This is a genomic window from Paenibacillus sp. MMS20-IR301, from assembly GCF_032302195.1.
In the GTDB taxonomy this organism is placed as follows: domain Bacteria; phylum Bacillota; class Bacilli; order Paenibacillales; family Paenibacillaceae; genus Paenibacillus_AQ.
The window spans coordinates 5,732,501-5,745,451 of sequence record NZ_CP135275.1; the positions used below are offsets into that span (position 1 = coordinate 5,732,501).

Annotated in this window: 10 protein-coding genes, 2 tRNA genes, 3 rRNA genes and 1 other RNA gene (1 of these 16 running past the window's edge); all 16 read right to left on the reverse strand. The window is 50.4% G+C overall.

What is annotated here, in order from left to right; genetic code table 11:
- Positions 1–317 (reverse strand): 23S ribosomal RNA (locus LOS79_RS24425) (it extends 2,609 nt beyond the left edge of the window).
- A gap of 241 nt (positions 318–558) precedes the next feature.
- Positions 559–634: transfer RNA gene (locus LOS79_RS24430), tRNA-Ala, on the reverse strand.
- A gap of 40 nt (positions 635–674) precedes the next feature.
- Positions 675–751, reverse strand: a tRNA-Ile gene (locus LOS79_RS24435).
- A 45-nt stretch (positions 752–796) separates the two neighbouring features.
- Positions 797–913 (reverse strand): 5S ribosomal RNA (gene rrf, locus LOS79_RS24440).
- 122 nt (positions 914–1,035) lie between these two features.
- Positions 1,036–2,583, reverse strand: a 16S ribosomal RNA gene (locus LOS79_RS24445).
- Together the 16S, 23S and 5S rRNA genes with 2 tRNA genes alongside form the textbook arrangement of a ribosomal RNA operon.
- Positions 2,584–2,883: 300 nt before the next feature.
- Positions 2,884–3,132 carry a pro-sigmaK processing inhibitor BofA family protein gene (locus tag LOS79_RS24450; protein ID WP_315413028.1) on the reverse strand — a complete coding sequence of 83 codons (249 nt, stop codon included), beginning with the start codon at positions 3,130–3,132 and terminating at the stop codon, positions 2,884–2,886.
- A 47-nt stretch (positions 3,133–3,179) separates the two neighbouring features.
- Positions 3,180–3,446 (reverse strand): DUF2508 family protein, encoded by a 267-nt coding sequence (locus LOS79_RS24455; RefSeq protein ID WP_315413030.1) that lies wholly within the window; start codon positions 3,444–3,446, stop codon positions 3,180–3,182.
- Between the two features lie 238 nt (positions 3,447–3,684).
- On the reverse strand, positions 3,685–4,284 hold the full coding sequence (gene recR / locus LOS79_RS24460) for a recombination mediator RecR (protein ID WP_315413032.1): 600 nt from the start codon (positions 4,282–4,284) through the stop codon (positions 3,685–3,687).
- 36 nt (positions 4,285–4,320) lie between these two features.
- On the reverse strand, positions 4,321–4,632 hold the full coding sequence (locus LOS79_RS24465) for a YbaB/EbfC family nucleoid-associated protein (protein WP_036698884.1): 312 nt from the start codon (positions 4,630–4,632) through the stop codon (positions 4,321–4,323).
- 51 nt (positions 4,633–4,683) lie between these two features.
- A complete protein-coding gene (gene dnaX, locus LOS79_RS24470; RefSeq protein WP_315413034.1) occupies positions 4,684–6,453 on the reverse strand; it encodes a DNA polymerase III subunit gamma/tau in 1,770 nt (589 codons plus the stop codon).
- A 185-nt stretch (positions 6,454–6,638) separates the two neighbouring features.
- Positions 6,639–6,907, reverse strand: an RNA gene (gene ffs / locus LOS79_RS24475) — signal recognition particle sRNA large type.
- Between the two features lie 162 nt (positions 6,908–7,069).
- On the reverse strand, positions 7,070–7,267 hold the full coding sequence (rpmE, locus tag LOS79_RS24480; protein ID WP_315413035.1) for a 50S ribosomal protein L31: 198 nt from the start codon (positions 7,265–7,267) through the stop codon (positions 7,070–7,072).
- Positions 7,268–7,388: 121 nt separating this feature from the next.
- Positions 7,389–8,666, reverse strand: coding sequence for a radical SAM family protein (locus LOS79_RS24485; protein WP_315413036.1), 1,278 nt, complete (start codon positions 8,664–8,666; stop codon positions 7,389–7,391).
- Positions 8,667–8,777: 111 nt separating this feature from the next.
- Positions 8,778–10,136, reverse strand: coding sequence for a transcription termination factor Rho (gene rho, locus LOS79_RS24490; protein WP_315413037.1), 1,359 nt, complete (start codon positions 10,134–10,136; stop codon positions 8,778–8,780).
- A 164-nt stretch (positions 10,137–10,300) separates the two neighbouring features.
- Positions 10,301–11,554 carry a UDP-N-acetylglucosamine 1-carboxyvinyltransferase gene (locus LOS79_RS24495; RefSeq protein WP_315413039.1) on the reverse strand — a complete coding sequence of 418 codons (1,254 nt, stop codon included), beginning with the start codon at positions 11,552–11,554 and terminating at the stop codon, positions 10,301–10,303.
- A gap of 392 nt (positions 11,555–11,946) precedes the next feature.
- Entirely contained in the window at positions 11,947–12,801 is an 855-nt protein-coding gene (gene fba / locus LOS79_RS24500; protein WP_315413040.1) for a class II fructose-1,6-bisphosphate aldolase, read from the reverse strand.
- Positions 12,802–12,951: the final 150 nt, after the last annotated feature.

Consider the following 12,951-nt stretch of genomic DNA (forward strand, 5'->3'; position numbering starts at 1 on the left):
CATGTGAGACGTCCCACAACCCCAAGAGGCAAGCCCCTTGGTTTAGGCTGTTCCGCGTTCGCTCGCCGCTACTGACGGAATCACTATTGTTTTCTCTTCCTCAGGGTACTTAGATGTTTCAGTTCCCCTGGTCTGCCTCTGCACACCCTATGTATTCAGGTATGAGTAACTGTGCATTACCACAGCTGGGTTTCCCCATTCGGACACCCCCGGATCAAAGCTTGCTTACAGCTCCCCGAGGCAGTTTCGTTGTTCGCCACGTCCTTCGTCGGCTCCTGGCGCCTAGGCATCCTCCGTGTGCTCTTATTAGCTTAACCAGCGCTACGATGTTTGGCTGATTCGCTCATCTTGTTTTGAAGGCCACTCGCAGATTGCTCTACTCGTTATTGCCTTCAAAGCCAAAGGTCGCTTCATCATCCAAAATCTTCGCTTAGCATTACTAAAATATTGAAACTTGTTTGCACAAGTTCAGCTTAAAGGAATGTTCTAAAACGCAAATTCGTTTCGGTATCCAGTTTTCAAGGATCAAGTTCTTGCATATACTCTTGTAAAGATAATTGGTGGAGCCAAGCGGGATCGAACCGCTGACCTCCTGCTTGCAAGGCAGGCGCTCTCCCAGCTGAGCTATGGCCCCATATTTACCCCAAACGGGTATTCAATTCTTAAAAGTTATATGGTGGGCCTTGGTGGACTCGAACCACCGACCTCACCCTTATCAGAGGTGCGCTCTAACCAACTGAGCTAAAAGCCCATATAACAGTTGTATTATGGAATGAACCAAGTAACTTGGTTATCCGCTTGGCGGCGTCCTACTCTCCCAGGACCCTTCGGTCCAAGTACCATCGGCGCTGGAGGGCTTAACGGTCGTGTTCGGGATGGGTACGTGTGGAACCCCTCCGCTATCGCCACCAAACGTATGTGAAAGAGGTTTGCTCTTTCAAAACTGAACACGAGTGAGTGTTCGAACCCGAAGGTTCTAATGGAAGCTGAGCTTCCGATTTGAATGTCTTCATTGCAGAAGACGATTCTCCATAGAAAGGAGGTGATCCAGCCGCACCTTCCGATACGGCTACCTTGTTACGACTTCACCCCAATCATCTACCCCACCTTCGGCGGCTGGCTCCCTTGCGGGTTACCCCACCGACTTCGGGTGTTGTAAACTCTCGTGGTGTGACGGGCGGTGTGTACAAGACCCGGGAACGTATTCACCGCGGCATGCTGATCCGCGATTACTAGCAATTCCGACTTCATGCAGGCGAGTTGCAGCCTGCAATCCGAACTGAGACCGGCTTTGCTGGGATTGGCTCCACCTCGCGGCTTCGCTTCCCGTTGTACCGGCCATTGTAGTACGTGTGTAGCCCAGGTCATAAGGGGCATGATGATTTGACGTCATCCCCACCTTCCTCCGGTTTGTCACCGGCAGTCACTCTAGAGTGCCCAGCTTTACCTGCTGGCAACTAAAGTCAAGGGTTGCGCTCGTTGCGGGACTTAACCCAACATCTCACGACACGAGCTGACGACAACCATGCACCACCTGTCTCCAATGCTCCGAAGAGGGGCACTATCTCTAATGCTTTCATTGGGATGTCAAGACCTGGTAAGGTTCTTCGCGTTGCTTCGAATTAAACCACATACTCCACTGCTTGTGCGGGTCCCCGTCAATTCCTTTGAGTTTCAGTCTTGCGACCGTACTCCCCAGGCGGAGTGCTTACTGTGTTAACTTCGGCACCAAGGGTATCGAAACCCCTAACACCTAGCACTCATCGTTTACGGCGTGGACTACCAGGGTATCTAATCCTGTTTGCTCCCCACGCTTTCGCGCCTCAGCGTCAGTTACAGCCCAGAAAGTCGCCTTCGCCACTGGTGTTCCTCCACATATCTACGCATTTCACCGCTACACGTGGAATTCCACTTTCCTCTTCTGTACTCAAGTCACCCAGTTTCCAGTGCGACCCCAGGTTGAGCCCAAGGTTTAAACACCAGACTTAAATGACCGCCTGCGCGCGCTTTACGCCCAATAATTCCGGACAACGCTTGCCCCCTACGTATTACCGCGGCTGCTGGCACGTAGTTAGCCGGGGCTTTCTTCTCAGGTACCGTCACTCCGGTAGCAGTTACTCTACCGGACGTTCTTCCCTGGCAACAGAGCTTTACGATCCGAAAACCTTCATCACTCACGCGGCGTTGCTCCGTCAGGCTTTCGCCCATTGCGGAAGATTCCCTACTGCTGCCTCCCGTAGGAGTCTGGGCCGTGTCTCAGTCCCAGTGTGGCCGTTCACCCTCTCAGGTCGGCTACGCATCGTCGCCTTGGTGAGCCGTTACCTCACCAACTAGCTAATGCGCCGCAGGCCCATCCTCAAGCGGCAGATTGCTCCGCCTTTCATTCTCCTCCCATGAGAAAAAAGAAATTATCCGGTATTAGCTACCGTTTCCGGTAGTTATCCCAGTCTTGAGGGCAGGTTGCCTACGTGTTACTCACCCGTCCGCCGCTAAGCATTTCCCGAAGGAAATACTCCGCTCGACTTGCATGTATTAGGCACGCCGCCAGCGTTCGTCCTGAGCCAGGATCAAACTCTCCAATTTGTATTGAAAAGAGCGATTGCTCATTTTGAAACATCTGACGAGAATTTGCATTCTCTGTTTTTCGAATCACCGAAGTGATTCTTCACTCACTCGTTGTTCAGTTTTCAAAGATCAAAGTCTCATCTTTTGTCGCTCATTTTGTCTCAGCAGCGACCTTTATAATATATCACAGCGGCCTTGTTTTAGTCAAGCGTTTTTTTAATTTCTTTTTTCGCTTTACTTTCTTTCAAGTTATCGTAAGATATCTTGTCGAAAGGGCCGAGACTTAATGTATCATGAATCCGCTTTGCATGTCAACCATTACAGCAGAGTTATTTTTAGTCCCAATAATAACAGTACCCCCGGCAACCCAAGAATCGTTACAGCACCTATGGTTGCCGGATTAAGCGGAATATGCACATCAGTAATAATCCCGGAAAAATTCACAACATATATTGCTATTGCAGCCAGGATCAGATGTGTGCCGAAGATGCTCAGCCATGCCCAGCCTAACCTTTTTCTAAATACAGTCATTATAAGCAGAAAACCCGATACAATCAGCACTCCCATAGCAACAGTTCTTAGCATTCTTCTCCTCCTTAATAATTATTCTCTTATTACAGCGGAATCTGGCTTCTGTTGAGCCCAAGGCTTTTGGCATGCTTAAGGTGAATCTGATATTTGCGCTCTGCTGCCTCCAGAATGTAAATGGCATAATCGATCTGGTCCTGTCCCCTCGCCTCATCAAACATCAGATAAGCCCGCTCCCACTCCGATTGCGCTTTGCGGACCTCCTGATATACAGTGCTCCACTCTTCTTCCGGTTTGCCTCCGCTCTCACCTTCTATATCTCTGCCCAGCCATCTGGTATTCCACCATCCCATTATAATCCCCCCTGTATCATTAACTGCGGAAGCATCCGCCATGTCACAACCGCTAATCTCATACATATCGGAAGAGGGACAAACTTAGAACCATAAAATGCAGGATCAACTTAGCCGGCTTTCATCAGCATCTTCAACAGGCAATAAGAGCACCGCCGCTTCATCTCCTGCAGGAGCGCAATGAAAAAAGGAGACCCTTCAGGGCCTCCTCTAAACTATAAATTCAATTACAGAACAATCAGAACAGCTCACGGCGGCCTTCCAGCGCTTTGGACAGGGTTACCTCGTCTGCATATTCGAGATCGCCGCCCACAGGCAAGCCATGGGCTATTCTCGTGATCCTAATCTCAAACGGACGGACAAGACGGGAAATATACATGGCTGTAGCCTCCCCCTCAATGTTAGGATTGGTCGCCATAATCAGCTCCTTCACGCGCTCATCACTGAGTCTTGTCAGCAGCTCCTTAAGGCGTATATCATCAGGCCCGATACCTTCCATTGGTGAAATAGCCCCCTGCAGCACATGGTAGTAGCCGTCAAACTCCTTGGTCCGTTCAATGGCCACCAGATCCTTGGATTCCTGGACGACACAGATGACCGAAGCATCACGGGTTTTGTCCTGGCAAATCCGGCAAGGATCGGTATCAGTAATGTTGCAGCAGACCGAGCAATAATGAAGATTACGCTTAACGCTGACCAGGGCTTTGGCGAAATCAATCACCTCATCCTCCTTCATATTCAGCACATGAAAGGCCAGACGGGCAGCTGTTTTTGGACCTACTCCCGGTAAACGCGTAAAGGCATCTATTAGCTTGGCTAGCGGTTCTGGATAGTACAAAGTAATGGGTCTCCTTTGGTCGGGAGTGGAGTACGCCTAGAATAAGCCAGGGATCTTCATTCCGCCGGTGAATTTACCCATATCGTTGTTAGCCAACTCTTCAGCCTGGGTAAGAGCATCATTAACAGCAGTGATTACCAGATCCTGCAGCATTTCGATATCCTCCGGATCAACAACCTCCGGTTTAATCTGAATGGACAGCAGTTTCTTATGACCATTTACTTGGACAGTAACCACGCCGCCGCCGGATGAACCTTCAATTGTCTTGCTGCCCAGCTCCTCTTGTGCTTTAAGCATTTGCTCCTGCATTTTCTTAACCTGCTTCATCATTTGGTTCATATTATTCATACAACGTCTCTCCTTTGGAATGCGCTTATCTGCGCTAATATGCTTGGGGCTTTATTCCTTTATGACAACAAGGTCTTCTCCAAAGAGCTGGATCGCCTCGTCAATCCATGGTTCGGGCTTTGCTTCTGCCGTTTCGTGCTCATGCTCCAGACGCAGCTCTTCCGTACCAGATTTGGTTACCGGCTTCGCTGCGGCCTCGTTCCAGTCACGCATCATCATAGTCACCAGCCGGTAAGGCTTACCCAGCTTGGCAGCCATTACATGCTCAATGACCTGCCTGTTAGCCGGCTTCTCCGTTGTATCACGGTGAATTGTATTCTTGAAGGCTACCAGAACCGCATCTTCCATCATGGCTACCGGCTCTCCATCTACAAACCAGGCATGGACGGTTACTTTCTCTTCCTTCACACCCTGAAGAACATGGCTCCACTGCTTATATACGGCACTGAAATCAGCGCTGTCCTTACCGGCGATGAATTTGTTCAGCTGCGGAGGAAGTTTAGAGGCCGATGATACCCGCGGCGCACTTGGCGCAGCAGCCTGCCGCGGCGCCGCCTGCTCGCGGCCGCCACCGGCAACCCCTCCCGCCTGAATTGCCTGCTCCAGCTTCTTCTCCAGCGCGGCAATTTGGCGCTTGAGCTGCTCCAGTTCACCGGAATCTGCCTGCGGGGCAACGCGCCCCGCTTCCGGCAGAGCAGCATGTATACCCGGAGAACCGGCCGCAGGGGCAATCTCTTCCTGGGTGCTGCACAGCTTCATCAGCGCCACTTCAAACAGCGTCTGCGGGTGAGTAGCGTATTTCATCTCACCAAGATAACGGCTAAGCGTCTCTACAATTTGAAACAGCCGGTCACGGGTGAAGCGCGCCGCCATGTCACGGAACTCAGCCGGGTTCAGAACACGGTCTGTTAACTGATCAGCTCCCGGCACCATCTTAATCATCAGCAAATCACGGAAATAATATAAAAGGTTCTCCAGACATTTATCTGCACTCTTGCCCTCATGCATCAGCTGCTCAACAAGCTCCAGCAGAAGTCCCATATCCCCTTCAAGGATCGCGGTAGCCAGGCGCGCAAACTGCTCTGAAGCAATTCCGCCCGTCATTCCCAGCACCTGCTGATACGTCACGTTCCCGTCAGTGAAAGACGAGATCTGGTCCAGAATGCTTAGCGCATCCCGCATCCCCCCGTCAGACAGACGGGCAATATACTGAAGTGCATCCGCATCCGCAGTAATGCCTTCCTTCCGGCAAATGTCTGTCAGCCAGCCCGTCTGCTCCTCCAGGGATACCCGGCGGAAGTCAAACCGCTGGCAGCGTGAAATGATGGTGGCCGGTAATTTATGCGGCTCCGTTGTCGCCAGAATAAACATTACATGCGGCGGCGGTTCTTCCAGCGTCTTAAGCAGTGCATTGAATGCTTCTGTTGTCAGCATATGCACTTCATCAATAATATACACTTTACGGCGTACTTCGGTAGGTGCATATTTCACCTTATCCCGCAAATCGCGAATCTCTTCAACGCCCCGGTTGGAGGCCGCGTCAATCTCCTGAACGTCCATCACATTGCCCGCAGTTATCCGCAGGCATGAAGGACATTCGTTACAGGGATCAGGACCTGAACTCCGCTCGCAGTTGACCGCTTTGGCGAGCACTTTGGCAGCACTCGTCTTCCCGGTTCCCCGCGGGCCGCTGAACAGATAGGCATGAGAGACCCGCTGTTCACGGATCGCATTCTGCAGTGTCTGGATAATATGCTGCTGCCCTACCATATCTTGAAACGACTGCGGCCGCCAGGCACGGTACAGCGCGATATGTTCCACTATGCATTACCCTCTCTCAGGCTGCCGCTTTCCGGCATTTGTCGCTAATTTATTATACTATATTCCCCAGTCTTTGACCAAGCAGAAGCGGCTTCGACATGCAATGAGGACAATATCACTTTCAGCAAAAAAACAAAAAGCATCTTCGCTTGTAGCAAAGACGCTATCATTAATCGTATGTTAAACCGTGCACCTGTTATTGATGGCTGCGATCCAAGCGGCAACCCTACAAAACTGCTCGGGCCAGGCTACCCTCCGGCACAAGAGTAAACTCGCTTATGGCTGCTTCCTTCCGGACCTGACCAGGTTCACAAGCACTCATTGCGGAGGACCAAGCCGTCAACACAGCCCATAGGAACCAAGGCCTCACATCGACAGCACCTCTAACAGGAATTCAACCTCGCTACAGCGGATTGCGAGTTACAGGGCACCGCTACCTCCCCGTCTAGCACGGCGAAGATAAGTATAGCCTACAGCCGGGCAAAAATCAACCTTGCTTATGAAAACGGTTGTCTCTCATGGTATTTCCGCAAATTATTATGGCAGGATATGAAAAGAAGACCCCTGCAGCATTAAAGCCGGGGTCTCAGCCTGATGCCGCTAAGCGGCAATATAATTAAATACCATATTTCTTCTTAAATTTGTCTACGCGGCCGCCGGCATCCAGGAACTTCTGCTTGCCAGTGAAGAACGGATGGCAGTTTGAGCAAATTTCAACGCGCAGCTCTTGCTTAACAGAGCCGGCTTCAAAAGTGTTGCCGCAAGCGCAGGTCACCTTAGTTACATTGTACTTGGGTTGGATTGTTGTGTTCATTATAATCTCACCTCTCACGCCCTAAGCCTCATGCGGGCCTAGAGTTATATGATTACGCAAGCTACATTCTAGCATGGAACCCCCAGGCACTGCAATAGGTTGAACGCACTCTGTCCGGTAGCTACAAGTGGACGCTGCGCTGCTTGGCGCGGGCTAATTCTGCAGGCGGAACATGGGTGAACGAGCCGATTACTACGTCAGGGAGTTCCTCGCGGAAGATCTCCAGCATTGTCTTCATTCCCAGAATCTCGCCCCGGGCCGGAGGAATCAGCTCCAGATAGCTCTCAGGGTCAATATTCAGATTACGCATCTGAATCAGCTTAACATCTGTACGCCTGATAAATTCGACCATCGCCTCAATCTCCTCTTCACGGTCGGTGACACCCGGAAAGATGAGATAGTTAATGGAAGTATATACGCCTTGCGATGCCGCATATTTCAGAGACTTCTCTACATTAGCCAGTGTATATCCGCGGGGCTTGTAGTACGCGTTGTAATGATCATCAAGCGCACTTATCGTGCTGACGCGCATAAGATCCAGGCCTGCATCGACGATGCCGCGGATATGATCACTTAATCCCGCGTTGGTATTGATATTAATATAGCCCGTATCCGTGACAGACCGCACTTCACGGATCGACTCGATGATCAGCTTCGCCTGGGTAGACGGCTCACCTTCACAGCCTTGCCCGAAGCTTACGATCGACTCCGGTGTCTGGAGATGCTCCAGCATCACCTGTGAGACCTCATTCACCGTAGGACGGAAGTTCATCCGCGTCTGCGGAGAGACAAATCCGCTGTCATCAGGCTGCTCGGAGATGCAGCCGAAGCAGCCTGCATTACAGGAGTAAGATACCGGGACTGCACCTTCCCAGCGGCCCAAAAAGGTATTGGATGAGGTAAGGCATTCATATTCCAGCGCACAATTGGACAAATGTTCATACAGACGGTTCTCCGGGTACTTGGCAGTCAGATCACCTACACCAATCTCCACATCGCCGCGGTCACAGTTGAGCGGATTCCATTTCTCCGTATCATCGGTAGGATCAGCAGCTACATAGAAGCCGCCATCCTTCCATACTACAGCTGAATATCCAAAGAGCGGGAGCTTATACGACTTGTCTGTCTTGATGTAACCCGGAAGACACAGACGTGTAAATCCCTGCGGCAATAAGGCACCCACAGCTTGCAAGCCCTCCGGAAGCGGCAGCATTTCACCAGTCTCAGGATTCATCCCTACCGCCCGGGTGCAGGGCAGCCCGACAAGGGTAGCTCCTTCAGGCAGCGGAATCAGTTCTTCCTCCAGTATCTCAACAATCATATCCCCGCTGCGGGCGAGTGCATACAGCTCGGGATGATCATATACTTTTCCTTGCTCATCGGCATATACCAAATACATGTTAGTCTCCTCTTGACCTTATAAAATTTATATATATCCGGGGCCCCGCAAAGTACCTGAGTAAGCTTCATGAAAAGACTGCACTTTGTGGGGTTATTTTGCTATCTATTCTCAGGTTGTAGGCATTGTAGGTGCTTTGGGACGTGTAGTACGGCGTGCAGCTGAACCACTGTTCGAGGTTCCGCCTTTGCTCGCTGTACTGCTGGCTGAAGAAGAATCCTTATTGCCGGCTGCATCAAAAGAAGCCAGGAACTCGGCATTCGTCTTGCTGTCACGCAGTTTTTTCAAGAAGCCTTCAACAAAGTCATAAGATTCGTTCATATTTTTACGGATAGACCAAATGGTATCCAATTCTTCCTTACTAAGCAGCACTTCTTCGCGGCGGGTACCGGAACGGCGGATATCGATCGCCGGGAAGATCCGGCGTTCTGCCAGCTTGCGATCCAGATGCAGCTCCATATTCCCGGTGCCTTTGAATTCCTCATATATAATATCATCCATACGCGATCCGGTATCCACCAGTGCCGTAGCCAGAATAGTCAGGCTACCGCCCTCTTCCACATTACGTGCCGAACCGAAGAAACGCTTAGGGCGGTGGAACGCAGCAGGGTCAATCCCTCCGCTAAGTGTCCGGCCGGACGGCGGAACCACCAGATTGTAGGCACGGGCCAGACGGGTAATACTGTCCAGCAGAATTACGACATCCTTCTTATGCTCTACCAGACGCAGCGCTCGCTGCAGCACAAGCTCTGCTACCTTGATATGGTTCTCCGGAAGCTCGTCGAACGTAGAAGCTACTACTTCACCCTTCACAGAGCGCTGCATATCCGTTACTTCTTCGGGACGTTCATCAATCAGCAGTACAAAGAGGGCAATCTCAGGATTATTAGTGGAGATGCTGTTGGCTATTTCTTTCAGGAGGAGCGTCTTTCCTGCTTTTGGAGGTGCTACAATCAAACCGCGCTGTCCCAGGCCTACAGGAGCCAGCAAATCCATGATACGGGTAGATAAATGGGCAGGGGATGTTTCAAGCGGCAGCTTATCTTGTGGATATAGAGGTGTAAGAGCCGGGAAATGCAGCCGTTCAGCAGCACTTGCAGGATTCTCACCATTAACGGCATTCACTTGAAGCAATCCGAAGTAACGTTCATTTTCTTTGGGTGTCCGGCATTTCCCGGATACCAGGTCTCCGCTTCTAAGATCAAACTTGCGGATCTGCGAAGCTGATATATAGATATCCTCCGCACTTGGCAGGTAGTTAATCGGCCTGAGGAAACCGTAGCCTTCCGGCAGGATCTCAAGGACACCTTCCATAAACATAAGACCGCTCTGCTCTGCCTGCGCCCGCAGGATAGCAAAGATGAGCTCCCGCTTCTTCAGCGTTCCGTAATAAGGGATCTGGTATTTCTTGGCCAGCTTATACAGCTCGGTCAGCTTCATTTCTTCCAGATCGGAAATTTGAAGATCCATGTGTGATAACCACCTATTCAATTTTTATAATAAGTTCATCCGGGTATATGTCCGGGCAAAATATGAGTCTAGCAAAACACCTATTAGGATAGGATTACCCGAAATGGAAGGAGATATGCAGTTTGTATGCAAATATTACCCCTTCCAGTCAGCGGGTAGATTAATTATTCGTGCTCGCGCCAGACTTCGGCACCTAAATTACGCAGATTGCTTACGAGGTTGTCATAACCGCGGTCGATATATTCTACGCCTGTTACTTCCGTAACGCCTTCTTCTACAGTAAGTCCGGCAATAACGAGTGCTGCGCCGGCACGTAAATCGGCAGCCTTGACCTTCGCTGCATTCAGCTTGCCGCCTTCAATAATAGCGGAACGTCCTTCCACCCGGATCTTGGCGCCCATGCGGACTAATTCAGGCACATGCTTGAACCGGTTGCTGTATACAAAATCACTGAGGACACTAACGCCTTCAGCCTGAGTAAGCATACTCGTCATAGGGGATTGCAAATCCGTGGCAAAGCCGGGGTAGATTAACGCTTTGACATCGGCATGCTGGTACTTCGCTCTGCCGATAACCCGGATGCTCTCATCGAGTTCTTCTATATCTACTCCCATTTCCAGCAGCTTGGCGGTTAATGCCTCCAGATGCTTGGGAATCACGTTATCAATCAGCACATTACCCCGCGTTGCTGCGGCGGCAATCATGTATGTTCCAGCCTGAATACGGTCAGGAATGATGGAATGGCGGCAGCCGTGCATTTCCGTTACCCCTTCAATCCGGATCGTTTCGGTACCGGCGCCTTTAATCACAGCGCCCATCGAATTTAACAAGGTAGCTACATCTATAATCTCAGGCTCTTTAGCCGCATTTTCAATAATTGTAGAGCCTTTGGCACGTGAGGCCGCCAGCATAATGTTAATTGTAGCTCCAACACTGGATACATCCAGATAAATCTTCGCACCGCGCAGTTCTTTGGCATACAGGTGAATAGAGCCGTGATCGTTGGTTACCGTTGCTCCCAGCGCCTCAAAGCCTTTGATATGCTGGTCAATCGGACGGGGCTCGAAATTACAGCCGCCGGGAAGGCCAATAGTAGCTTCTTTAAATCTGCCCAGCAGTGCACCCATCATATAATAAGAGGCACGAAGCTTCTTGACCGGTCCGTTGGGCATAGGAATAGATACAATGCGGGAAGGGTCAATTCTCATCTGACTGCCTGTCCACGAGACACTTGCGCCAAGCTCCTCCAGAATTTCGGAGTACACGGCCACATCGCTAAGCGCAGGCAGGTTATCCAGCACAACCTCAGATTCCGCCAAAATCGCTGCAGGAATAAGCGCAATTGCGCTATTCTTAGCTCCGCTGATGGTTACAACGCCCTCTAGCGGACGTCCGCCGCCAATCATTAATTTTTCCATAAATTTATCAGGTTCCCCCTACATGTATTGCAGTTAGTCCGGCAATACCAGCTGTGGCTTGTAGTACTGCTAATGAATAGAAGTGGAATTGACACACATCCTCCAAGGGACGGCATCCGGAGCAGCGAGAAGTATAGGATATTGGAAGATATCCCCGCAAAGTGAGGCTTGGGCTCAGATGATGATTCAGGTACTTTGCGGGGACCCCGAAATCATATAATTCTGATTGTGAAGAAGAAACGGCTGCGCCGCCCTAACTCGAGGACGGCACCCGTTTCTGAGGAAATACGATTTCTTGTGCGGACACGCGCTGCCATAAAGCAGGCTCTCCGGTCAAGATATTCACGGGAGCAGCAAAAAATAACCTGTCCCATTACGCGGCAGTAAAAAAATTAAGCTTTGTTATTGGAACCGAACTCGCGGATTTTGCCGATAACAGTCTGCTTGATAGCTTCGCGGCCTGGTGCGATGAATGTACGCGGGTCGTAAGCATCAGGTTTAGCAGCCAGAACTTCGCGGACAACCTTAGCGAACGCGATTTGGTTCTCGGTGTTAACGTTGATCTTGGAAGTACCCAGGGAGATGGATTTCTGAATATCGTGCAATGGAATACCAGTACCGCCGTGAAGAACGAGCGGAAGGTTAACCGCATCGCGGATTTCTTCCATTTCCTTGAATCCAAGGTTTGGTTCGCCCAGGTAAGGACCATGTACGGAACCCAGTGCAGGAGCCAGTGTGTCGATACCAGTTTCTTTTACGATGCGTACGCATTCGTTAAGGTCAGCGTATTGGATGCCGCCGATAACGTCATCTTCCTGTCCGCCTACAGTACCCACTTCAGCTTCTACAGAAACGCCTTTAGCGTGAGCATAGTCAACAACCTTCTTGGTCATTTCAATGTTCTCGTCGATCGGGTGGTGGGAGCCGTCGATCATTACGGATGTAAATCCGGCATCGATTGCTTCTTTACACTTGTCAAAGCTTGAACCGTGATCCAGGTGGATGGATACAGGAACAGTAATCTTCATGTCATGAATAAGACCTTCAACCATCTTAACAACAGTGTAGAATCCGCCCATGTGACGGGCTGCACCTTCGGATACACCAAGAATTACCGGGGACTTCTCTTCTTCTGCTGCAGCAAGAATCGCTTGAGTCCACTCCAGGTTATTGATATTGAACTGGCCAACTGCATATTTTCCTTCAAGTGCTTTGGTTAACATGTCTGTCATAGATACTAATGGCATGGTTTCAATCCTCCTAAAATGTTTGGGTTGCTTATATAAGCCGACATCACATACAGGCCTATTATAGCACATCCTGTGTCAAATACTAAATAGGGTACACAAAAAAATGTCCCGGTGGGACGATATTCAGCCAGCCTGCATATAAACCGG